Genomic DNA, 21,533 nt, shown 5'->3' on the forward strand with positions numbered 1-21,533 from the left:
TTATTCTAAATGAACATTTTTTATCGTTTTGGTTGAAAAATATGTTGGAAGAAGTATTTGTGATGCAAATTATCTACAACTTTATTTGCTTGATATGTGCGATGTTGCTCTAGTCGAAGTCTTTGCTCCATCATTTTTATTGCGTGATCAGATAAACGTAACATTATACATATCTCCTTTTCTATAAAGATAGGTGACTATTTGGTATCGTTCCCATATTTATAATTAAGGAGGCACACTGTGTAACATAGGCAAAAAGCACCTTCCTCTCCCATTACGCTTACGAGGTTAGCTGTCGGACTCGGGAAGTGAGAGTTCCCTACTTAAAAAAGATTCGCCCCAAGTAGCATAGCTACAAAAGTGGTTCCCCCGCTCCAAAATTTGGACTCAGCAAAAGGTATTATAAAGTAAAAGATAACATAAATAAACTGATGAGTCAAACTATTTATTGTTTTCTGATTTTTTGAGTGAGGTTAAAATTACTCCATCGGGTAATATGATATCCTTTAATTCAATAAAGCCATGTTTTTTATATAAAGACAGAGCGGGTGTATTTTCTTTCCCTGTTTGTACAATATATGTTTTGGAAGGGGAGAACATGTCAAATACATAAAGTAGTAGTTTTGTAGCAATTCCTTTATGAAAATGATCGGGGGATACTACTAAACGATGAATATCAACTTCCTCTTCATCTATTTTAAAAGAAATAAAACCGGCAAGTGTATCTTCATAAAAATAGCCGTAGAAAATTTCATCACATGATTGAATATCAGCTACAGTATCATAAAGGCGAGGGATAGCTGTACTATTTATATATTTTGCCTCGATTTCATAAGCGGGTATTTGAATATTTAAAATAGAAGTAGCCGTGTTGTGAGAAGTTGTTATTAATTTTTGAATCATAGTGTAAAAACCTCCTTGTAGACTTTATTTTCATAGATTTGACAACATTTTTCTTTTTTGGATATAATAATTATAATAGTTACATAATCATTTAGTATTAAAAAGAAATACACCGTAATAGAAATGGAGGACTAAAAATGGGGTGGATTATCACATTAATAGTTGGTGCTATTATAGGTGCAATTGCTAGTTCTATAACGGGTAAAAATTTCCCAGGCGGTATGTTCGGCAATATAATCGCAGGTTTATTAGGTGCTTCGTTAGGCGGTAGATTATTTGGGTCTTTTGGGCCATCTTTTGGTGGGATTCATGTTGTGCCAGCATTATTAGGAGCAATCGTGTTAATTTTTATTGTATCATTTGTAGTGAAAGCTGCAAAGAAATAGATATATAGATTATGATGAAAAGCCCTGAATAAGGGCTTTTCATCATTCGAAGAGGTGGTTTCGTTGGAAAAAATAAATATAAGAAAAAGAGATAAGCTGAAAAGGTTTTTTAGAGAACACAATTATTTAGCAGTGTTACTTGGGTTTGCACTATTGTTCATTAATATTTTATTACTAACAAAAATATCATTTGTTTTTACACCGTTTATCGTCTTTTTAAAGACAATTTTCTTCCCAGTGTTATTAGCGGGCGTGCTATTTTATATATTGCATCCATTTGTTTCGCTTTTAGAAAAGAAGGGTGTTTCAAGAATCGTATCAATAGCTTCTATATATATAATAGTACTAGGATTATTTGTATTTTTAGTTGTAACAGTAATCCCAATTATTAAAGATCAAATCGATGCGTTGATAGATAACTTACCGTATTTCGGCCATGAAATTGAACGCGCAGCACGTAGATTTGGAGAAAGTAATTTACTAGGGAAAATTCAGGAGAATTTAAATATTGATGTAGCGGGTATGGTAAAAGACTATACAGTTGATTTTACGAAATCTTTATCATCAGTAACAGGGAATGTAACTGGATTTTTAAGTACTGTTACAGAGGTCGTTTTAACGTTTGTAATGGTTCCGTTTATATTGTTCTATCTTTTAAAAGATGGTGAGCAATTACCGAATCACTTTTTAAAGTTTATTTCAGAACAAAGACGACCAGCAGCGATGAGAATACTAGATGATATGCATTATGCAATTAGCTCGTATATTAGAGGGCAAATTATCGTTAGCTTGTTTATCGGTATTATGCTATTAATTGGTTACCTTATTATTGGTATTAAATATGCGGTACTACTTGCTATTTTAGCGATGATTGTAAATATCGTTCCGTACGTAGGACCAATTATCGCAATAACTCCAGCATTAATTATCGCATTTATTGATTCGCCAGGAATGGTTTTAAAGGTAATTATTGTTATGATGGTTGTACAATTAGCAGAAGGTAAATTTATTTCTCCGCAAGTCATGGGGAAAAAGCTAGATATTCACCCGATTACTATCATTTTTATTATTTTAACTGCCGGAAATTTATTTGGAATTATGGGGATTATTTTAGCAATTCCAGGGTATGCAATATTAAAAGTGTTAGTTACGCACGGATATCGATTTGTTAAGTTGAATACGTGAAAAAAGCTAGAACAGATATTACTGTTCTAGCTTTTTTGCTCTTTCTATAGTAGACAAATTGATCTTATGCGTAGGCTTTTAATTCAACAATAGGTAGATTGCTTTCCTTCAGTTTGTAATCAAATATTAAATCGTCCATGCGAAAATTAGCATCCACTTCAAGAGAAATAAAAGTACCCCCGATTTCTACTTGATTTCCGTTCTCATTTTCAAAAGTGAGCGCACCTTCAAATGATTCTATATACTCATCGCAGGTGTATAAATATATAGCGATAGGTGTGAAATGTATAATTACTCCTAAAGTATCACCTTGCGTTGTATCATCCTTTTTAAACTCATCAATCTTTTCATTGTTCTTTTTAGTAAACCAACTCATGACATCACCTCTTTTTTGTATTACAAATAGCTTCTATATATATTGATTATATATTGCACGGAATAAATTGGTAATATTTATTGTTAAAATGATAATAAGTTTGAATATTTAGTTTTTCGTTGAGGGAAAATGTGATAAACTGTAAAAAATAACAAAAAGCGATGAAAGAGAAGAGTACATATTCGAAACTTTTCAGAGAGCTGATGTATGGTATGGTGGGAATCAGTAAGGGATGAATGTGGAATGGGCTCTGGAGCTTCTAACTGAAATGAGTAAGTAAAGACGGTTGCTTCACGTTAAGAAGTTAAAGTGAGCTATAATGATAGCTAATTAAGGTGGTACCGCGGGAGTCTCTCGTCCTTTTTTAAGGATGAGGGACTCTTTTTATTTTGAGAAAGGAGGAGTTAGGATGGATGGAAAAATAATGTTAACAGGAATTAAGCCGACAGGTTATCCGCATTTAGGAAATTATATTGGTGCGATTAAACCTGCGTTGCAAATGTCAAAGAAGAATGAAGGAAAAGCATTGTATTTTATAGCGGATTACCATGCGTTAAATGCTGTGCATAATCCGAGCCAGTTTAGTAGCTACACGAAAGAGGTAGCAGCTACTTGGTTATCACTTGGGCTTAGTGAAGACGTTATTTTTTACCGACAAACAGAAGTGCCAGAGATTCTAGAATTAGCTTGGATATTAGCTTGCCTAACTCCGAAAGGACTTATGAACCGTGCCCATGCGTATAAAGCGAAGGTAGAGCAAAATAAAGAGGCGGGGTTAGAAGTCGATGCTGGAGTGAATATGGGATTATATACGTATCCGATTTTAATGGCAGCGGACATATTACTATTTCAAGCTACTCATGTACCTGTCGGAAAAGATCAAATTCAGCATATTGAAATCGCGCGTGATATTGCGACGTATTTTAATCATACTTTCGGCACGACATTTACACTTCCGGAGTATGTCATACAAGAAGAGGGCGCAATATTACCAGGGCTTGATGGAAGAAAGATGAGTAAAAGTTATGGGAATGTGATCCCATTATTTGCAGAGCAAGAAAAACTACGAAAGTTAATATTTAAAATCAAAACAGATTCTTCACTTCCAAATGAACCGAAAGAACTAGAAACGTTATATACAATATATAAAGAATTTGCTACAGAGGATGAAATACAGTCTATGCGTGAAAAATATGAGACTGGAATCGGATGGGGCGATGTGAAAAAAGAGTTGTTTCGCGTTGTAGACCGTGAGTTAGCTGCACCTCGGGAGAAATACACAATGTATATGCAGGAGCCGAATTTATTATATGAAGCGTTAGAAAAAGGTGCTGAACGGGCAAGAGAAATCGCGAAGGTAAATTTAGCGGAAATTAAAAAACGGATTGGATTTGAAGGGGGACGTTAAGCGTTCCCTTATTTTTTTACAAAAAAACCGAACGAAATTTCAATTTGTTACCAATATAGAGTGAGGAGGGATAAAAATGGTTACAATTCTCGAATTAAAAATGTTGCTCGTTCAAATAGGAACAGAAATTGTACCACCTAGTAATCTAAAAGAAAAAATTTTAATTCAAGTTAATCTAATGGAGGAAATAACATTTAATCATGTTGAGGTGAATAAAGATGAGTGAAATTGTGTTAGCAGTTCAAGATTTAAGTAAAACATATGAGAGTGTAGATACAAATGTTAGAGCATTACAAAATGTATCTTTGGAGTTAAATAAAGGAGAACTCCTTGCCATAATGGGAACGAGTGGATCTGGAAAGAGTACATTACTAAATATTCTTGGTGCTCTAGATAAGCCTGATGAGGGGGTTATCTATGTAAATGGTGAAGTGCCTACAAATATGTTTGTTGAACCATATGCGACGGAGTACAGGCGGGATAACATAGGATTTATTTTTCAGTCATTCCATTTATTAAAGGATTTATCTGTAGAAGAAAATATTGCGTTACCTCTCATATTATCAACTGATTCACAAGAGGAGATACGAGAAAAAACAAATAACATATTAGATGTTCTTGGTTTAGTAAATTGGAGAAATCATCGACCAGTTCAGCTTTCTGGGGGACAACAACAACGTGTTGCAATTGGTAGGGCGTTAATAACATCTCCTCCCATTATTCTTGCAGATGAACCTACTGGAAATTTAGATTTCAATACGTCTAATGATATTTTACTAGTATTAGTCGATATGAAACAAAAATTTAATCAAAGTATGATTCTTGTTACTCATGATCCCCACATTGCTACGTATGCAGATCGGGTTCTCTTCTTTCATAATGGAGAAGTTGTTGATGATTATACATGTTCTCATGGAGTAAATGATATCAATGTTATTTTAGATAAATTCAAAAAATTAATGGAGAAATCAAAATGATAAAATCAGTACGAGGATTAAGTTTACGCTTTTTTAAGACGAATAAATTCACTGCTATTTCCTCTATAGTTAGCGTTATGTTGGCCGTTTCTCTAATTGTTACGATGATTGTATTTTCGAGTCATGCGAAGCAGTCTGTTATAAATGAAGTTAAAAGTTTATATGGAGATATGGATTTATCTGTTGGATATAACCCTGATCAAAATAAAGTGATTGATAAATCTTTATTACAAAATATTCAGGAACAAGAAAATATTGAATACATGTCAAAAGTATTAGTAAATCATTTGCAAGTGAATAAATTGAATACAGCTATTTATACAGTAGGTGTTCAAAATGATTCGTTATCTAAAAATCTATCAAATGAAGAAGTAACATTAAATCATGGATTAGCAGAAACTTTACAAGTGAAAGTTGGGGAAAAGATTGAAATAGAAAATAAATCCTATGTAGTAAAAGAAGTGTTACCTGATATAGAAGCTGGAGGTTCAGCTCCAGATATACTCATTTTATTGGAGAGTGCGGTGAAACAGCACGTATATGAAAAAACGGGTAAATATAATGAGGCTACTTATGTGTTGATAAAAGCAAAAGCGAATTCGGATGTACTAGCTTTGTCTAATCAAATTCATAAAATAGACAAAGAATTAAGAATTGATATTGCTGAGGAAGACGAGTTTTTAAAAAGTAACTTAGCGTCATTACATATTTTTATAGTTATTTTATCTGTATTAATACTTATTATTACTTCGTTATTATTGATGTCTAATTTTGAAGTATTTTTATATAAATATAAAAGTCAATTTGCTATTATGCGATCAATGGGAGCCACAACGAAACAAATGTTTACAGTTATATTCATTCAATGTAGTGTAATCAATTTCTTTGGTGGAATATTAGGTTTGTTACTAGCTGTAATAAGTAACCGTTTTTTACAAAGTTGGCTAGAGAATTTATTTGCTTTTCAAATTAATTCAATGAATTTTGACTATAAAATAGCAATTGTAACAGTAATTTGCAGTATCTTTTTTATTGAACTGTTTATGTTATATCCGTCATACAGAAGTTCAAAAATATTGCCAGTAAAGCTTATGCGTGAGAATGAAGAATCCGATTTTTCTAATAAAAAAACACGCAGTATTATGGGGAAATTCCTTTTAATTAGTAGTATATTTTTAACTGTTTTAGGTGGATTTGTAGCAAATACGGGAGATACGCCGGCAATAGTGATATTAATAGGAGCTATATTTCTCGTTTTAGGAGTATATATTTTATTTCCGACGTATCTTTCTTCGATATTAATAGTATGTCTACCTATAATGAAAAAAATATTTGGAAGGAATACATTTGTTGCTATTAAAAATGTAATTCCGCAAGTAAGAAAAAATACATTTGTTATCTTAATGATAAGTACAATGATGGTGATAGTCGTCTTCGGTTCCACTATATTTAAAACGATGCAAAAAAATAATGAAAGATATTTAAAACGAGAATTTCCAACACATATTGTTGTGGAAAATCGTTTGAATAATGATTCAACAATTACCTCATCTCGTATACAAAATATATTTAAAGAAATAAGTAGTGTAAAAGGAGCTAGTACAATTAGTACGAACTCACTGGCAGAATTAAAGCAAGGTGAAACATATATTACTTTTGACTATAATTTAGGTGATGTAAAGCAAATGGAAAAGCAAGGATTACTGCCAGAAGTGCCTGCAAATTTGGAGAATAGTATAATTGTTACAGAAGAGTTGGCGGGGCGATATAAACTTCATGTAGGCGATATCGTTCAATTGGGTCTATTTTCAGAACAGGAACAAAAAGTTAGACCGACTGGTAAGGTAGAAGTTGGATTAATTGTTAATGAGCTACCGAATTCTCCTTCGGTACTCATGGATTGGAGTAATGTAACATATAAACAAGATTATACAGTTTTTGAGCGTGCATTTATTAGTTCAAATAATGAGAGAGAGACGTTGGAGCAATTAAAGAAAGTGAAAGGTCAATATCCACAATTAAAAATAAGTAGTTATACTCAATCGTTAAAACAATCTAATTTAATGTTTCAGCAAAGGTGGTCCATTTTCATCGTTGTTATTGTAGTAATTTTGTTTAGTGTAACATTAGGGGTATGTAATACACTTATAAATAATATTCAATCTAAAAGAAAAGAGTTTGCTATTTTACGAGCAATAACAGTTAAGAAAAAAGGGATTGTACAAATTATTTTGACGCAAGTTAATTTATATGTACTTATTGGAATCGTACTAGGGGCTGTTATAGGAGCATTATTAACCTATATGGTAAGTATAATAGATCGTACACCTTTATTTTTTGATTTCAAACTTATCGTAACGGTAATAGCGGGGATGTTTGGAATAGTCCTTATTATTTTTATCCCTTTTGCTAATAGAATAGGGAAAAGGGACATTGTAGAAGAGTTGAATAAAGATAATAAATAAAAGAGGTTAACCCAAGTAGCTATTCAGCTACTTTTGGGTCAATCTCTTTTTTATTAACAATTGATTTCCATATTGGAGTGCTCATTCATAAATGTATAGTGCATTATTTTAGTTAAATGCCACCGAGTAATATCATTAGGTGAAGTAAGGAGTTCACATTTCTTTTTGAACCTTTTTAGTTGTATATGTTAAAAAGTATGCTACTATAGGAATACTTATTAAAGGAGTTTAATAAGTGGAGTTCATTCGATAACGAAGGAGAGGATTGTATGAAAACAGAAAAAGAAAAGATGTTAGCGGGAGAAATGTATATTGCGGATGACGAAGAGTTAGTAGCTGATAGGGTGGAGGCAAAACGTTTAACACGCCTTTATAACGAAGCGATGGAGACAGGAGATGAACAACGTTTTACGTTGTTAAATCAGCTTTTAGGTTCTTCAGCTGATGGGAAAGCGCAAATTAATCCTGATTTTCGTTGTGATTACGGCTACAATATCCATGTTGGAAAGAGCTTTTTCGCTAATTTTAATTGTGTAATTTTAGACGTTTGTGAAGTTCGAATCGGTGATCATTGTATGTTTGCACCTGGTGTTCACATTTACACTGCTACTCATCCTTTACACCCAGTAGAGCGGAATTCTGGTAAAGAATATGGAAAGCCTGTAAAGATTGGTAACAATGTTTGGGTTGGCGGGGGAGCTATTATTAACCCTGGTATTTCAATTGGAGACAACGCTGTAATTGCTTCAGGGGCAGTTGTGACAAAAGATGTACCTAATAATGTAGTAGTTGGTGGTAATCCAGCTAAAGTTATTAAAACGATAGACTTATAGAAATCGTTTTTCATGGGTATATGAATAAACTGGTGTCGTATCGTATAGACAATGTGAAAGGTGTTTTATTATGAAGAAAAATAGTGCGGACAATTGTACAAAGACATTACTTGCTTCTTGAAACGCTCTTTTTCTCTTATTTGTTTTGCCGGGTTTTTCGTTTGCTGTAAGTTTCTATCATCGGTTATACAGCCTTTTTAGTTGGCTGGTATACTAGGGGAATCATTTGGAACACGTAATGCCTTGCTAGCTGTTTTATTATTTGTTCTCTTATCTGGAATTGTATGAATACATGAAGCGAAACAGAGAGTGCATGCAGCGGAAATATATCATCTCTATTGCTTTAGAAAATGATGTATGATATATTGTCAACGCAACTTATTAAAAGTGTTTAATAAGTATGTTGATTAAGGTGGTGAGCGATTTGAGTGAGCAATTTGTTACTCAAAAATCGATTAAAGAGACGATCCTTCGTGGCATTCGTACAGCTCTTCTAGAGCGAGGTAGTGCAACGAAAGTTGAACTTAGTAATACATTAGAAATTAGTTTTCCAACGATAAGTAAATTTATAGAAAAAATGAAACAAGATGGTGAAGTCACTTTAGTTGGTTTAGATGATTCAAGTGGCGGAAGAAGAGCGAAACGATATGCGTATAATCCGGAATATATGTTAGGTTTAGCGATATTTTTAGAAAAAAATGAAACAAACTATACAATTTTCAACTGTTTAGGGGAAGTAAAAGAACAAGGAAGTACTTCAAGTGTATTAATTGATACTGGCGTAAATGTATTATCTAAACATATAGAAAGTCTTATCTCTACATTCCCGAAAATAAGCTCTATATCAATTGGTGTGCCTGGTTCGGTTGATAATGGTCGTATTTTCTATATTCCTGGATATGAAAAGTTCCAAAATTTTAATTTGAAAAGTCATTTGGAGGAACTGTTTTCTATACCAGTAGTAATAGAAAACGATATGAATGCTGCAGTACTCGGTTATCATAAAAATAGTGGGAATAATGAAAAATCCTCTCTTGTATATTTGTATTCAGGTCAAAATGGCCCAGGTGCGGGGATTATGGTAAATGGAGATGTCGTACGCGGAAGTACATTTTTCTCAGGAGAGATATCTTTCGTTCCGCAATATGATAATAAAAATTTCTTACAAGCTTTGAGAAGTGAAGATTCGAACAATCCAGAGGAATATAATATAGATGCTATTACTCGTTTAATAGCTACATGTATAGCTATTATTAACCCTCATGCCTTTATCTTCTGTGATGATGAAGTGAATCAATTTGTAATAGAGCAAATTGTAAAAACTTGTCCGCAGTACATTCCAGCGGAACATATTCCGAAAATAACAGTGAGCAACTGGAAAGAAGATTATTTATATGGGTTAAAAAGCCTTGGACTTGATCTTATGATTACGAGAACGAATAAAGAAAATTAAATGTACTGGCAATGAAGCATCCGATTGTCAGTTGAATCATATAAAAGAAAAGGTGTCATTTATGAAAATTGAACATGTAGCAATTTGGGTGAATGATTTAGTAGGAATGCGTGATTTTTATAAACAGTACTTTAATGGTGAAGAAAATAACTTATATCACAATCCGAAAAAGCAGTTTGAATCTTATTTTATAACTTTTGAAGGTGGTGCGCGTCTAGAACTTATGAAGCAGGTAGGGATAGATGATGCATTACAAACACAAACAATAGGATATGCGCATATTGCTTTTTCTGTAGGTAGTGAAGAAAAAGTGAACGAATTAACGAATACATTAAGAGAAGCAGGATACCCTGTGTTAAACGGACCGCGTACTACAGGGGATGGTTACTATGAAAGTGTAGTAAGTGATCCTGAAGGAAATCAAATTGAGATAACAATCTAACATTTTATCCCGCTTTAATGGGCAGTAAGACCCCCACCTCAAAATTCAGCGAAAGCAAAGAAGTTAGGTGGGGGGCGGGCTGCCCATTAAAGTCCGATTGGTGAAGGCTAATAATCAGTGGGGGATGAAGAAAACCCCCACTGATTAAAGTTTCACTTTATTTACGGTAAACGATAAAAACCTCATTTCACGTTGTAATGACGAGAAATGAGGTTTTTATATTACTATATAAAATGAAAGGAAGAGCCATTCTATTTCACGTATAAATTGGATTGTTGAAACTCCTTAATAATCCTCTCAATAATAGGAGGAAGATTACTCGGTAACTCATCCAGTGAAAAGAAGCGTAGTTCTTTCGATTCCGTATGGTCGCATACAAGCTCACCGTGAAATTCGTGGCAAATATAAACAACGAGTACACCGTGTACTTGATCACCGTTTGGATAGATTTGAAAGTAATCTGGTCCAGAGTATGTACGGAATAGTTCTGGATTTTTAATAATAAGTCCAGTTTCTTCATATACTTCTCGCTTTAAAGCGTCTTCTAACGTTTCGTTATATTCTAAGGCGCCGCCAATAATGCCCCAGCGGTTAAAGTCAGTGCGTAGTTGTAGTAATATTTCATTTTTCTCATTTACTATAATGGCGTGTGAACCTATTAAAATAAGTGGATGATTTCCTACTAAATTTCTCATGTCTTCAATATAACCCATATTTGTTCTCCTTATATGTTAATAATAGTTAGGAAGTTCTTTTAACATTCTTTCTGTTTTACGTGCTGTAAAGGCTAAGTTATGATCATCTTTCGTTCTGAAAAATAAAGTGCGTAAAAAGGTTTTAATATTGGCACATAAAATACAATATTCATTAAGTGAAAGGCGTTTTCTAATTTGAGGAAGCCTTTTTATTTTTTTATAAATAATAGAAATTAACTCCTCTTGTGGAAAGTCATGATACAACATTGCTAGTAATGGCGTAACAATTCGTTCATCTTCGTTATTATGAAAAAGGTCAGATGGAATGAAGATTTTATTTAATAAGCAATGAATTAACTCTTCGTACCATTCAAAAGTTGTATACGTATTATGAACAATTTCAGTAAAAGCATCAGATACGTGAGCAAGACAATGAGCCCATCCTTTATTTTCAATATAGCCCCGAAAATCCGTTTCTAAGTTTGTATATGTAATGAGTTTATTTTTTATTTCCTCGATATCCTCCTCTGTAAAAAAGTAGTGCGAGTTAGCGAATTGGAGTATTAATGCAATTAACGAAACAGTGTAAGAACGTGTGAAAACCCCATCTGAATGTGGGGAATAAATGTCACAATATAAATACTCATCACTTAAACAAGTTTGCAACAGTAATTTCAGTTGATCATCCATAAGGAATTCATGGTGAATGAAGTGTGAAAAACATTTATATATAAGTTGGTAACGAACGTAACTATCAGTCGTTCCGATAAACTGAAGCATATGGAGCGTCAATTCATTAATATCTATATGTCGCAGTTGCGTATAGTCATTTTGTTGTATAAGCTCTAACTGTTGTTGCAGTGCTGTAATATCCAATGGAGAACCTCCTCCGCACTTTAAAGATGCGATGTTTTCTAGTATTCTATATATTCAAGGACAATCCTGCTCATGCAAGGAGAACAAGTAGAAATTCGAGTATGACATAGATGAGGGAAGTATATGATGAATAAAGAACAGTTAGAAAAACATTTTAAAATAAGAAAAAGCGCTTCTTATATAATGATAAAAGAAAATAATGCAGAGGCTTTTACAGAAGAGCAATTAAAGGGACTCATGCAATATTGCGTTGCTGAGGCTGAAAAAGAGGGGATAGAAAACTTACATTTTGAGATTTCTTCAAAAAGTCCTAATTATGATGTGTATAAAAAATGCTTCGAAACGTATTCATTTGAATATGTTACTAAAAACATGATCGTATGTAAGGATATATACGAGGTAGAAGATGTAGAAAGTGAAATTGATTTTAAGCTGATTGAAGAAGTAGGTGAAGATGCTTTTTATTCTCTTTGGAAGGAAACGACTGGAGAACAAATCGCTCATGATCAATTTGTAAATATGATGCTACAAGAAATTGGTGAGCAATGGAAAGAACATTGTTTAACAGCGAGTGTAGGTGAAGAGCCGATAGGAATTGTAATCCCGCATATTGAAAGGGGTACGATAGAAGAAGGGAAACTCATGTATTTCGCAGTCGCTCCAAATATGCGAAAGAAAGGGTATGAAGCAGCATTCTTTACAGGAGCAATGTTTGTTTTAAAAGAAATAGGAGCATCTTATTATATCGGTGAGACAAATGTGCAAAATGAGTGGATGAAGGATATTTTTAAAAAGAATGGATGTCAGCTGCTGAGTTCAACTGAGAGATATGTGAGAAAGTTTTAGAAGGATGAATGATGTATACTCTCGAACTCGTATAGCGGGAGGGGACTATATATGTTAAAACAATCCATGCATTCATTCGTTTTACTGTATCCACATGTATTGTTAGAAGGTTGGAAAGTTGAAGAGGTTTCAGAACGTTATGAAGGTGAAAAGTGGGAAACTTTTTGGTTTCAAGTTGTTACTCCAACTGGAATGTTTCGGGTAAAAGAGTTTTTTCTCGATATAATGGAGCCAGTATTTCCAGATACCTGTATTTCTCAAGCAAAAGGGGATTGTTTTCAATATAAAAAGCTTGTGTATTGGAAAGGTGTAAATTATAAAGGAAAAGAAAGTTACGTTACATCTGCATGGAAAACACAAGTTGAAATTTCTGTTGATCATGGATATGTAAACCAAGGCGAAATGGAAAGGTTTCTATTCGGATTACAACCGGTACATACAGAGTTTGCGAAAACGATATTACATACACCATTTCACTTATTAAGCTTTCAAGCTAAGAGAGGTGAAATGGGCGAGATAGGAAGATGTAGAGAGTGGAATGCTCCAGATGACGTATCCTATGTAAAATTGTCAATTCATGAAAAGCTGAGTGGGAAACTTGAATCGGTCGGTTTTGGAAATGATGAAACGCAGTATGTATACTGGGACGAAGATAATAAACTATATGCACTTTGGGTTTGTAGACATAAAAACAAAGCGTATTATCCTGTTTCTTCATGGGCAATGAATTATGGTCCACAACAAATTATAAACGGATTAGAGTTTTATTCTCACCCTGATCGCGGAATAGTTGTATATGAAAATCTCGGTAATGAACAAATCGCATACGTATTTCGAGGGAATCCATGTACAAATTTTGAACAAGTAAAAGAACTTTTTGCCTGTTTGTAAGGTAAAAAGAAAAATGAGAACGACAAATTAGATATTCCTATAATACAATGAACACTCCCCCACTTAGCGAAGCTTGAAGTGGGGGTTTCTAACGTTTCGACCTAACGGACGATTAACGTCAGGGGAGTTAACACATTAGCGAGCTGTTTCACGCCTAACCCCTCTATCCCATTTGTCCATGCATTTGGGATTACTTTTCGTAAAATGTTAGCCGCAGCATTTACATCTGCATTAATTAAAGTTTTATTTGCTGAACTATATATGCCGCGCTTTATTCGTTTTCCTGAAAAAGTTGTATTTTGGTCATTTTCTCCATACGTTGGAATGAAGTCGTTATCCAGAAAACTTGCTTTCGATGTATATGATTCTTCAGTTACAACAACTTGAATGCCTACAGCATTTGCTTTGTATGTAATCATTTGAATCAATAAACTATGTGGGATATGACAAAACGATTGGTTATTTCTTTTTCCCATATTCGTTTCTTGTTTCCAATTTTTGTTTTGACCAATAACGATTTTACAAACTTCTTCTTCTTGAGCTAGTTTTACGATATGGTGACTAACTTTATGGAAGACGTCTTTTATTTTCAAATAACGTTTTTGATGAAGTTTTTCTATCCTTTTAGAAGTAAAAGGTCTTTCATTAGTTTGTTTTCCATTTCTAAGAACGCTTGTAAAATGACTCTTCATTTTGTTGTAATATTGATTTATGCTTTTGACATGTTTGCCCTTAACAAGGACAGGTTTCATACCTGTGTTTGTTACGATGGTTGCAAGGTTATCAATCCCTAAATCAATGCTCATATAACGTGCATTCTCTTCAATCATTTGTTGTTCAGAAGGAACATCAATTACCAATTCCACTACATATTCATGGTATTTTGGAATCACACGAACTTGTTTCAGTTTACCTTCAGTGAAACCTAGTTTCCCAATATTTAATTGCAATTTCGTCTTTGGAAACTTTAAAAATCTACTGTTTTTAATGATGCAATCTTGGTTTGTATACAGAATCTCTTTTTCAGAAGAACGAATATACTTTGGAATCCTAGGCATTCCAGCATATTTGTTTGGATTCTTTTTATAGTCTTTTAAACTAGAAAAAAAAGATTTCCAATTTTGGAACACACCTTTCATGATTGACTGGCTACATTGCGTAGGCAAAGCTCGATAATCATTTTGAATCATAGCCTTAAATAGTGCATCTAGAAAGTTGTAATCTACATAAGGTTTTTCAAAATTAGGTTCTGAAAACAAATTACATGTAATCTCTTTCTGTTCTTCTTTAGGTTTTAATTTCTCTTTTTCCAATTTCTTCTGATAGGCAAGAAGTTGTGTGTCATTCATCTTACCAATATTTTTATGAATATTAGCCAGAACTTCTTTTTGCAAAGGCTGCAACTCTTTTTCTTGTGTTAATCCAGTGTACACCTGGCGTATATAAAAGTTTGTGGTGTTGTACATGTTCTTAGCGTTATGACAACATTCTTGAAAATAAGAATACATACGATGCCCTTTTTTAATCCAGATTCGAAGAGTTTTATAGTTTGATGGATTTTCTTTTGCCATTTTATTCACCTCCTTGTTAAGGATATTATAGCAAAAAAAGAACGTATGTTTCTGTTTTTTATTTTTTTGAAAATAAAATATTTCTTTCGATTCACCTCACCACCTTCACTTACGTTTAGAGGTGGGAGTCCTCTCGAAAGGTATGATAGAATAAGATTTGACTATAAGAGAAAGCGTTGGTGAAAGAATGGAGCAGCAAAGACATTGGTTACAAGCAACTGTAGAAAGAAATAAAGATAATACGTTACAAATAAAGTGGGAAAATAATATAAAGGAAGTTCGCATTTACTGGAGTACTTCGCCAGATCATATTGAAGAAAATGGAGAATTACTTGCAACGGTAAATGGAGAATCATCATATTCAATTGAAAACCCGAGCGACAATGAGCGTCCATATTTTAGACTAGTAGGTAGTAATGGACAAGCAGTGACAGTAGCTGAGCGTAGATTGCCATTACAAGGTGCGTTTAACTTCCGTGATATGGGTGGATATGAAACGACAGATGGACGTAAAGTGAAATGGGGCAAATTATACCGTTCTGAAGAATTAGCAGGACTAACAGAGTGGGATATCGACTATTTACAAAAGTCTGGTTTAAAGTTAATTTGTGACTATCGTACAGACTTTGAGGTAAAGCATAAGCCAAATCCTGAGATTACAGGTGCTCGTCAAGTGTGCTTACCAGTTATGCAAGACCTAGCGAAAGATTTAAATATAAACGAGTTTTTCCAAGTTGGTGACCTTTCTCTGTTAGGAAAACCAGGCGAATACCTTGTGAAAATGAATCAAGACTTCGTAAGTGGTAACGAAGCATTCGTGAGCTTCTTAAAACTTGCGCAAGACCCGGAAAACTTACCGTTAGTAAACCATTGTACAGCTGGAAAAGACCGTACTGGATTTGGATCAGCATTATTATTACTTTTACTAGGTGTACCAGAGAAAACAGTAATGGAAGATTATTTATTAAGTAATGGTTTCCGTGAAAAGTTAAATGAAAAAATGATGGCCTTTTTAGGTGCAAAACTACAAAACGATGAAAGTAGAGCGATATTAGGTGCGATGTTCGAAGCACGCGCTGAATATTTACAAGCTGCGATTAATGAAGTGAAAAAGCAATACGGTTCAGTTGAAGCGTATGCTGAAAAAGCACTTGGCTTTACGAAAGAGTCGTTAGAAGAAATGAAAGTTTTATTGTTAGAAGATAAATAAAGAGGAGGGAGGCTAATTGGATTAGCCTCCGTTTCTTATTGTTCCATAAAGTGCTCCATAACTAAATATCGTTGTCTGTTTGGTCGTATTATGAAATTTTTCGTTGCCTTATGATTCCTAGAATAATTGGAATAGCTGTCCCAATTAATAATATCGGTAAAAATAATTTACCAAAACCACCGCTCCAATTTAAAGCTATTGAAATTGTTTCAAATTGGATGAAAGAAAAAATAAGTAAACAGACATTTTTTAATTGATTAAGCATTTTTCTGCTATTTAAATAAAACTGATCAGCATTCGATTCATTAAATCTTTTTGGATAGTTATGAACTTCTGGAAACTTTTCTAAAGTCTGCATTAAAAGGAGTATGAATGCTCCTATTCCTGGTAGAAGTAAAAGCTCCCATTTGGATCCCCAACGATCTACAGCCCCATATGCGTTATAATGTGCGGGTACTTCCTCAGGTAATCTTCCCCAAATGATAATCAAAAAAATGAGTGATCCAAAGAACAATGAATATCCAATAATATCTCCAATCCATTCACTTTTTGTTTTTGGGATTTGTATTTTTGGTCTTCCCCATGAATTTACTATATTTTTCCGCCCCCTTCTATAGTAATACAATTCTTGTAGTATCTTTTTAAAATTTGGATTTATTATCCAAATTATCTCAAATTTATAGTGCTTTCACAATTAATTATTGTTGAATAATGTGACTCATGTGTCTTAAAACAACTGTAAGATCTCTGTACAGCAACTATTCGTAAAGGAAAAAGTTCGACTTAAGAGACAATTAATGAGAAAATACAAGTTGTAAATAACGTACTAGTTGAGGAGAGCGTAATGAAATACAAAGTTATATTATTTGACGTAGATGATACATTATTAGATTTTCCTGAAACGGAAAGAAACGCATTACATAACGCGTTTGTGCAGTTTGGCATGCCTACAGGGTATGATGATTATCTAGCAAGTTATAAAAAGATTAGTAATGGGTTATGGAGAGATTTAGAAAATAAAATGATTACGTTAAGTGAATTAGCGATAGATCGATTTAGACAATTATTTGCACTTTATAATATAGAAGTAGATGCGCAGCAATTTAGTAATGTATATCTTGAAAACTTAGGGAAAGAAGTACACCTCATAGAAGGTGCAGTGCAATTATGTGAAAATCTACAAGATTGCAAGCTAGGTATTATTACGAATGGATATACGAAGGTGCAACAATCTAGAATCGGAAATTCACCTTTAAGTAACTTCTTTGAACATATTATTATTTCTGAGGAGGTTGGCCATCAAAAACCAGCCCGAGAGATTTTTGATTATGCGTTTGAAAAGTTTGGGATTACGGATAAATCAAGTGTACTAATGGTTGGAGATTCACTCACTTCTGATATGAAAGGTGGAGAAGATTACGGCATTGATACGTGTTGGTATAATCCGAGTTTGAAAGAGAATAGGGCAGATGTTAAGCCGACTTATGAAGTGAAGAGTCTGCTACAAATTTTAGAAATTGTGGGAGTGGCTCAAGAAAAGGTAGCCTCATTTTAATTGTGTTGAAATTTGATGAATCGTCGATATAATTTCGTATACTAAGATATGGAACAAAAAAGATGGCACCAAGTCAAAACAATTTTACTGAAAGAAAACAGAAATAAAATCAGAACCATTTAAACAAGCTGGAATTAAAATTGAGGGTTAATGTGGAGAAGGTTTTGGAAAACAGAAATAACACGAAATAATATTTTAAGCAGTTTGTAATGACAAATTACAAACTGCTTAAAAATAAAAAAAGATTGCCTCTTAGGATATGAGCAATCTTTTTTATTTTGTTAGGAGATGAAATGTATATTTTTGTACCCTATCTCCATCAAGTAAAAAAATGTTTGTTCCCCAATAATGAAAAAATGAATTTAATTTTCATAAATAACTGTAAAGTGGTAAAAATTTCGTTTTGGAAGTAATTCGAAATTTTAAGTTAATGGGCATGGGTTGGAACCATTTCCTTGTTTAGACTGGATATCCGCCTGTTGGCGGTGGCCAAGCACTAAATAATCTGCGGATCAGCACAATTTCTCCTAAATGGTAGGAGTTGTGAGATGCAATATTGCGTAGAACACCGCCAGTGGTTTCACCAGGCCATTCCTCCAATATTTTGTTCAATTGAACAGTTTGGGCAATCGTGCATGCCTGTTCAATCCCTTGAAGAAAATACTGAATAATCTGTTGCCACTCTTCCTCACTGGCAGGACATTCTTCTTCAGGCCAGCTCTCTTTTACATGGGCGGGCAATGCAGGCTTCTTCCCCTGGGCGGATAATAAGAGAAAATCTTGCCAGTAGGTCATGTGTTTTACTAATTGATAAATAGAATAAGGTAGTTCCTCTCTGCGTTTTCCCGCAAGCACCATGTCTATATCCGACAAAGCATTTTTGATGGGAAGATGTCCTCGTTCTCCTCTTAACGATTTTACTAATGCTAGGCTAAATGCCTTATTTGATTGAACCATAATAATTGACTCCCATCCTGTTTTATTTTCTAATTTGCTGATTTTAAGGTTCCGTTTCATTTATATGTACTAAATAAATTATAGAAGATTTATGACTATTAAGAGAAAGTAAAATAAGGAAAAAATAACAAGAATCACTGACTTCTTAACGCACAGGAAATCGTTATTTTTTATTTGAATAGTCCTTAATATACAATTGTAGTAACAGATAAATCAAAGGTTCGAATGACAATATCCAGGTCTGCGATAATGTCAGCCACTTTTGATTTTAACTATTCCAATCCCTCCTGAATTTTATCCAATTGATTTTATTGTGAATGAACTATGAGTTGATTATAATGGTTAGAGTGAACTCTAAGTCAAGAAAAAATAATAAAAGGATAGTTATTCTATTATGAGGGAGTTCGTAAAGCGAAAATAGTGTTTCTATACTAAGGTCATTTACGTGTTATAATACATGAATTAAATGTGTATATATACATAGTTTCTCAGAGTGCTGCAATGTTAGGTATGAACTGTGTAACAACTAGAGGTGAATAAAGAATGTTAAAGTTTTTATTTGAGTTAGATAAGGCTATTCCGCAGAAGGATGAGCCAAAGTATGATGCTTATACAAAGGGCTTTATTGAAGGGGAATTAACGATTCTCGCGAATGACAGCGTACTTTTTCAGAAGTCATGTATGAAGGTCGCAGAGCTTGGCATTTATTTAGGACAGTGGATGGAACAAGTGCAACACGGGCAGAATGTACATATGAATTATGAAACGCCTGACCGTGATGAGATCATTCTTAGTTTCTTTTATGAAGAAGACGATCAGTGGAAGATTTCTTCCAGTTGGCAACAATTTGAACTTCAGGAGAGTATCTCGACTACAACATTAGTAGAGAGCGTGCAACGCTATTTATATGAGTTAAATAAGGAACTGCGCGCGATAGAATATCCTGTGACATTTGATCAGTACTTAAGAGGAGAGCGGATGATGAAGCTTTCTTATAAACGGCTGTGTGATAGTAAAGCGGATACGACATCTATAGAGGTTTATAAGGAAAGCAAACAAGTAGGCGTAGTACGGGGCTATTATAAAAATACGTTGATGAGAGTGCTAGATTTCATTCCGAAAGTCGGTAGTAATATCATTTATGAAATAAAGGATAGTAAGGACAATATTCGCGTCATTGCAAAGGATGTAAGTAGGCAACGTCAAAGAAGGATTTTAGTAACGTACAAAGATAATAATGATGCAGATCATGAAATACTTGTATGTGATGGAAAGTTATTGGATGCAAATTTCTTATTTACCTTTACATATAAGGGAGAAGAATATGTTGTTCACAAAACTTCTTTTGGAATGGGAAAGTTATTACGAAAAGGCTATGTAATTGCAGATTGGAATATTCTTCTTGAGGAAGATATGTATCACATCGAGATGAATGTATACGATGAAGATTATATAGAAGACCAATATTTACTGTTAGGTGTATTTCATGCAGTTTTGTATGGGTGATCGTTGTATAAATGAAAAATACCGGTATTCTTTGTGAAAAGAATGCCGGTATTTTTTATTTATCCTCAAAAATAAAAACTTCATCAATCGTACTATGAAGTGCCTTCGCTATATCGTGAGCAAGCTGCAAGGAAGGATTATATTTTCCTTTTTCAAGATGGCTAATTGTTTCACGACGTACACCAACACTTTTTGCTAAATCTTCTTGTGTCATATTTAATTTGGTGCGGTACTCTTTTATTTTCGTTACGAACGCCATGGTGCATCTTCCATTTCATCAACAGGTTTATCGTAAAAGAACATAGAGAACCCGAATGTAAGAATGAGTGTGCCGAAAATAAGAGCGATATCAATCTCTTGTAGCGCCGGGTTTGGAAATAATATTTCAATAAACATAATGATAGCAGTAGTTAGTAATGTAACGATAAAGGCATTGCGGCACGATTTATTGACGATTTGTTCAAATAGTTCATCGTGTTGAACTGTTCTATACGTTGTGAAAAAGGAGAAGAAACAAAACATAGTAAACAATCCTTTTTCATAAAAAAATCCGAGGAAACCGAAGAAACCGAGAAATCCTAAATATTTTATCCAAGTTGTTTTCATGATAGGGACTCCTTTCAATGTTAGAAATAAAGCACATTATGTTATAAATATATCACATGGGTAATGTATAGTAATAATAGTTTTCCAATTCTTTTCATAATAATAGTAAAAAGAGGAAATATACTGCGGAATAAAGAGGATAATATTGTAAAATGGTTGTAAGGAGGGGGAGGAAGGAATGTTAACTTGGATCATGATTGTTGTATTACTTGTAGTGATTACTGTAGTGGCGACGGTGTTAATTGGACGAAATGGTGATGCAAATTATAGTAAAGCGACAAAAGGGAATATTAAACGACTAACGATGATTTATATTATACTAGCTGTCGTTTTAATCGTTGGATTAGGGGTTTACATTTATTTTAAAGGTTAAATAAACTGAAAAATACAAA

General features: G+C 33.7%; 25 protein-coding genes, 1 pseudogene, 1 riboswitch and 1 other annotated feature. Of the genes and pseudogenes, 16 read left to right on the forward strand and 10 right to left on the reverse strand.

Annotated features, from left to right (window positions below):
- Positions 1-20 precede the first annotated feature (20 nt).
- The gene (locus DN390_RS30580) at positions 21-164 is read right to left on the reverse strand and encodes a hypothetical protein (RefSeq protein ID WP_000945246.1); all 144 of its coding nucleotides are present in this window, start codon (positions 162-164) and stop codon (positions 21-23) included.
- A gap of 97 nt (positions 165-261) precedes the next feature.
- Positions 262-403: riboswitch (cyclic di-AMP (ydaO/yuaA leader) on the reverse strand.
- A 38-nt stretch (positions 404-441) separates the two neighbouring features.
- On the reverse strand, positions 442-903 hold the full coding sequence (locus DN390_RS07130) for a GNAT family N-acetyltransferase (protein ID WP_147806953.1): 462 nt from the start codon (positions 901-903) through the stop codon (positions 442-444).
- 137 nt (positions 904-1,040) lie between these two features.
- Here DN390_RS07130 and DN390_RS07135 point away from each other — a divergent pair, with 137 nt between their 5' ends.
- Both DN390_RS07135 and DN390_RS07140 read left to right on the forward strand, forming a co-directional pair.
- Positions 1,041-1,289, forward strand: a complete 249-nt coding sequence (locus tag DN390_RS07135; protein ID WP_000539730.1) for a GlsB/YeaQ/YmgE family stress response membrane protein — start codon at positions 1,041-1,043, stop codon at positions 1,287-1,289.
- Positions 1,290-1,352: 63 nt separating this feature from the next.
- Positions 1,353-2,474, forward strand: a complete 1,122-nt coding sequence (locus DN390_RS07140; protein WP_147806954.1) for an AI-2E family transporter — start codon at positions 1,353-1,355, stop codon at positions 2,472-2,474.
- Between the two features lie 64 nt (positions 2,475-2,538).
- Here DN390_RS07140 and DN390_RS07145 read toward each other — a convergent pair whose 3' ends face one another.
- A complete protein-coding gene (locus DN390_RS07145) occupies positions 2,539-2,850 on the reverse strand; it encodes a hypothetical protein (RefSeq protein WP_147806955.1) in 312 nt (103 codons plus the stop codon).
- Positions 2,851-3,002: 152 nt separating this feature from the next.
- Positions 3,003-3,215 (forward strand) — a binding site (T-box leader).
- A gap of 44 nt (positions 3,216-3,259) precedes the next feature.
- Between DN390_RS07145 and DN390_RS07150 the strand changes: the two genes are divergently transcribed.
- From DN390_RS07150 to DN390_RS07180, 8 genes and pseudogenes are all read left to right on the forward strand, one after another.
- The gene (locus DN390_RS07150) at positions 3,260-4,258 is read left to right on the forward strand and encodes a tryptophan--tRNA ligase (RefSeq protein WP_147806956.1); all 999 of its coding nucleotides are present in this window, start codon (positions 3,260-3,262) and stop codon (positions 4,256-4,258) included.
- Between the two features lie 76 nt (positions 4,259-4,334).
- Positions 4,335-4,484 carry a hypothetical protein gene (locus DN390_RS30585; RefSeq protein WP_000256358.1) on the forward strand — a complete coding sequence of 50 codons (150 nt, stop codon included), beginning with the start codon at positions 4,335-4,337 and terminating at the stop codon, positions 4,482-4,484.
- A complete protein-coding gene (locus DN390_RS07155) occupies positions 4,477-5,235 on the forward strand; it encodes an ABC transporter ATP-binding protein (RefSeq protein WP_147806957.1) in 759 nt (252 codons plus the stop codon). Before DN390_RS30585 ends, DN390_RS07155 begins: the two co-directional genes overlap by 8 nt.
- On the forward strand, positions 5,232-7,700 hold the full coding sequence (locus tag DN390_RS07160) for an FtsX-like permease family protein (protein ID WP_147806958.1): 2,469 nt from the start codon (positions 5,232-5,234) through the stop codon (positions 7,698-7,700). The genes DN390_RS07155 and DN390_RS07160 overlap by 4 nt, the downstream gene beginning before the upstream one ends.
- Before the next feature lie 269 nt (positions 7,701-7,969).
- The gene (locus DN390_RS07165) at positions 7,970-8,533 is read left to right on the forward strand and encodes a maltose O-acetyltransferase (RefSeq protein WP_147806959.1); all 564 of its coding nucleotides are present in this window, start codon (positions 7,970-7,972) and stop codon (positions 8,531-8,533) included.
- A gap of 170 nt (positions 8,534-8,703) precedes the next feature.
- Positions 8,704-8,821, forward strand: a pseudogene (locus tag DN390_RS07170) (MFS transporter); the annotation flags it as partial.
- A gap of 136 nt (positions 8,822-8,957) precedes the next feature.
- Positions 8,958-9,986 carry an ROK family transcriptional regulator gene (locus tag DN390_RS07175; protein ID WP_147806960.1) on the forward strand — a complete coding sequence of 343 codons (1,029 nt, stop codon included), beginning with the start codon at positions 8,958-8,960 and terminating at the stop codon, positions 9,984-9,986.
- A 61-nt stretch (positions 9,987-10,047) separates the two neighbouring features.
- Positions 10,048-10,428: a VOC family protein gene (locus DN390_RS07180; protein ID WP_147806961.1), complete on the forward strand. Its 381-nt coding sequence runs from the start codon at positions 10,048-10,050 to the stop codon at positions 10,426-10,428.
- A gap of 251 nt (positions 10,429-10,679) precedes the next feature.
- Here the strand turns inward: DN390_RS07180 and DN390_RS07185 are convergent, their stop codons facing one another.
- Both DN390_RS07185 and DN390_RS07190 read right to left on the reverse strand, forming a co-directional pair.
- Positions 10,680-11,141: an NUDIX hydrolase gene (locus DN390_RS07185; RefSeq protein WP_147806962.1), complete on the reverse strand. Its 462-nt coding sequence runs from the start codon at positions 11,139-11,141 to the stop codon at positions 10,680-10,682.
- Between the two features lie 18 nt (positions 11,142-11,159).
- Positions 11,160-11,999, reverse strand: a complete 840-nt coding sequence (locus DN390_RS07190; protein ID WP_147806963.1) for a DUF2785 domain-containing protein — start codon at positions 11,997-11,999, stop codon at positions 11,160-11,162.
- Positions 12,000-12,122: 123 nt separating this feature from the next.
- Between DN390_RS07190 and DN390_RS07195 the strand changes: the two genes are divergently transcribed.
- Positions 12,123-12,845 carry a GNAT family N-acetyltransferase gene (locus DN390_RS07195; RefSeq protein WP_147806964.1) on the forward strand — a complete coding sequence of 241 codons (723 nt, stop codon included), beginning with the start codon at positions 12,123-12,125 and terminating at the stop codon, positions 12,843-12,845.
- A gap of 51 nt (positions 12,846-12,896) precedes the next feature.
- Positions 12,897-13,736: a hypothetical protein gene (locus DN390_RS07200; protein ID WP_147806965.1), complete on the forward strand. Its 840-nt coding sequence runs from the start codon at positions 12,897-12,899 to the stop codon at positions 13,734-13,736.
- Positions 13,737-13,837: 101 nt separating this feature from the next.
- Here DN390_RS07200 and DN390_RS07205 read toward each other — a convergent pair whose 3' ends face one another.
- On the reverse strand, positions 13,838-15,307 hold the full coding sequence (locus DN390_RS07205; protein WP_147806966.1) for an RNA-guided endonuclease InsQ/TnpB family protein: 1,470 nt from the start codon (positions 15,305-15,307) through the stop codon (positions 13,838-13,840).
- A 187-nt stretch (positions 15,308-15,494) separates the two neighbouring features.
- On the opposite strand from DN390_RS07205, the gene DN390_RS07210 reads away from it, so the two are divergent.
- The gene (locus DN390_RS07210; RefSeq protein WP_147806967.1) at positions 15,495-16,517 is read left to right on the forward strand and encodes a tyrosine-protein phosphatase; all 1,023 of its coding nucleotides are present in this window, start codon (positions 15,495-15,497) and stop codon (positions 16,515-16,517) included.
- An 88-nt stretch (positions 16,518-16,605) separates the two neighbouring features.
- Here the strand turns inward: DN390_RS07210 and DN390_RS07215 are convergent, their stop codons facing one another.
- A complete protein-coding gene (locus tag DN390_RS07215; RefSeq protein WP_147807185.1) occupies positions 16,606-17,031 on the reverse strand; it encodes a DUF1648 domain-containing protein in 426 nt (141 codons plus the stop codon).
- A gap of 330 nt (positions 17,032-17,361) precedes the next feature.
- On the opposite strand from DN390_RS07215, the gene DN390_RS07220 reads away from it, so the two are divergent.
- Positions 17,362-18,072: a YjjG family noncanonical pyrimidine nucleotidase gene (locus DN390_RS07220; RefSeq protein ID WP_147806968.1), complete on the forward strand. Its 711-nt coding sequence runs from the start codon at positions 17,362-17,364 to the stop codon at positions 18,070-18,072.
- A 459-nt stretch (positions 18,073-18,531) separates the two neighbouring features.
- Here the strand turns inward: DN390_RS07220 and DN390_RS07225 are convergent, their stop codons facing one another.
- Positions 18,532-19,029 carry a DinB family protein gene (locus DN390_RS07225; protein ID WP_147806969.1) on the reverse strand — a complete coding sequence of 166 codons (498 nt, stop codon included), beginning with the start codon at positions 19,027-19,029 and terminating at the stop codon, positions 18,532-18,534.
- Between the two features lie 543 nt (positions 19,030-19,572).
- Between DN390_RS07225 and DN390_RS07230 the strand changes: the two genes are divergently transcribed.
- Positions 19,573-20,535, forward strand: coding sequence for a tubby C-terminal domain-like protein (locus tag DN390_RS07230; RefSeq protein ID WP_147806970.1), 963 nt, complete (start codon positions 19,573-19,575; stop codon positions 20,533-20,535).
- 55 nt (positions 20,536-20,590) lie between these two features.
- On the opposite strand, the gene DN390_RS07235 is transcribed toward DN390_RS07230, so the two are convergent.
- Entirely contained in the window at positions 20,591-20,794 is a 204-nt protein-coding gene (locus DN390_RS07235; RefSeq protein ID WP_147806971.1) for a helix-turn-helix transcriptional regulator, read from the reverse strand.
- Positions 20,782-21,141: a DUF3796 domain-containing protein gene (locus tag DN390_RS07240; protein ID WP_147806972.1), complete on the reverse strand. Its 360-nt coding sequence runs from the start codon at positions 21,139-21,141 to the stop codon at positions 20,782-20,784. The genes DN390_RS07235 and DN390_RS07240 overlap by 13 nt, the downstream gene beginning before the upstream one ends.
- Before the next feature lie 178 nt (positions 21,142-21,319).
- On the opposite strand from DN390_RS07240, the gene DN390_RS07245 reads away from it, so the two are divergent.
- The gene (locus DN390_RS07245) at positions 21,320-21,514 is read left to right on the forward strand and encodes a hypothetical protein (protein ID WP_000958865.1); all 195 of its coding nucleotides are present in this window, start codon (positions 21,320-21,322) and stop codon (positions 21,512-21,514) included.
- Positions 21,515-21,533 lie beyond the last annotated feature (19 nt).

Source organism: Bacillus sp. SH7-1 (assembly GCF_008042405.1).
In the GTDB taxonomy this organism is placed as follows: Bacteria; Bacillota; Bacilli; order Bacillales; family Bacillaceae_G; genus Bacillus_A; species Bacillus_A thuringiensis_N.

Excerpts from the sequence above, each read along its gene's own strand:
- DN390_RS07220 (WP_147806968.1), top strand. The coding sequence starts at position 17,362 with ATGAAATACAAAGTTATATTATTTGACGTAGATGATACATTATTAGAT.
- DN390_RS07165 (WP_147806959.1), top strand. The coding sequence starts at position 7,970 with ATGAAAACAGAAAAAGAAAAGATGTTAGCGGGAGAAATGTATATTGCG.
- DN390_RS07180 (WP_147806961.1), top strand. The coding sequence starts at position 10,048 with ATGAAAATTGAACATGTAGCAATTTGGGTGAATGATTTAGTAGGAATG.
- DN390_RS07235 (WP_147806971.1), bottom strand. The coding sequence starts at position 20,794 with ATGGCGTTCGTAACGAAAATAAAAGAGTACCGCACCAAATTAAATATG.
- DN390_RS07185 (WP_147806962.1), bottom strand. The coding sequence starts at position 11,141 with ATGGGTTATATTGAAGACATGAGAAATTTAGTAGGAAATCATCCACTT.
- DN390_RS07135 (WP_000539730.1), top strand. The coding sequence starts at position 1,041 with ATGGGGTGGATTATCACATTAATAGTTGGTGCTATTATAGGTGCAATT.
- DN390_RS07230 (WP_147806970.1), top strand. The coding sequence starts at position 19,573 with ATGTTAAAGTTTTTATTTGAGTTAGATAAGGCTATTCCGCAGAAGGAT.
- DN390_RS07240 (WP_147806972.1), bottom strand. The coding sequence starts at position 21,141 with ATGAAAACAACTTGGATAAAATATTTAGGATTTCTCGGTTTCTTCGGT.
- DN390_RS07225 (WP_147806969.1), bottom strand. The coding sequence starts at position 19,029 with ATGGTTCAATCAAATAAGGCATTTAGCCTAGCATTAGTAAAATCGTTA.
- DN390_RS07210 (WP_147806967.1), top strand. The coding sequence starts at position 15,495 with ATGGAGCAGCAAAGACATTGGTTACAAGCAACTGTAGAAAGAAATAAA.
- DN390_RS07130 (WP_147806953.1), bottom strand. The coding sequence starts at position 903 with ATGATTCAAAAATTAATAACAACTTCTCACAACACGGCTACTTCTATT.
- DN390_RS30585 (WP_000256358.1), top strand. The coding sequence starts at position 4,335 with ATGGTTACAATTCTCGAATTAAAAATGTTGCTCGTTCAAATAGGAACA.
- DN390_RS30580 (WP_000945246.1), bottom strand. The coding sequence starts at position 164 with ATGTTACGTTTATCTGATCACGCAATAAAAATGATGGAGCAAAGACTT.
- DN390_RS07145 (WP_147806955.1), bottom strand. The coding sequence starts at position 2,850 with ATGAGTTGGTTTACTAAAAAGAACAATGAAAAGATTGATGAGTTTAAA.
- DN390_RS07205 (WP_147806966.1), bottom strand. The coding sequence starts at position 15,307 with ATGGCAAAAGAAAATCCATCAAACTATAAAACTCTTCGAATCTGGATT.
- DN390_RS07195 (WP_147806964.1), top strand. The coding sequence starts at position 12,123 with ATGATGAATAAAGAACAGTTAGAAAAACATTTTAAAATAAGAAAAAGC.
- DN390_RS07245 (WP_000958865.1), top strand. The coding sequence starts at position 21,320 with ATGTTAACTTGGATCATGATTGTTGTATTACTTGTAGTGATTACTGTA.
- DN390_RS07160 (WP_147806958.1), top strand. The coding sequence starts at position 5,232 with ATGATAAAATCAGTACGAGGATTAAGTTTACGCTTTTTTAAGACGAAT.
- DN390_RS07150 (WP_147806956.1), top strand. The coding sequence starts at position 3,260 with ATGGATGGAAAAATAATGTTAACAGGAATTAAGCCGACAGGTTATCCG.
- DN390_RS07200 (WP_147806965.1), top strand. The coding sequence starts at position 12,897 with ATGTTAAAACAATCCATGCATTCATTCGTTTTACTGTATCCACATGTA.
- DN390_RS07155 (WP_147806957.1), top strand. The coding sequence starts at position 4,477 with ATGAGTGAAATTGTGTTAGCAGTTCAAGATTTAAGTAAAACATATGAG.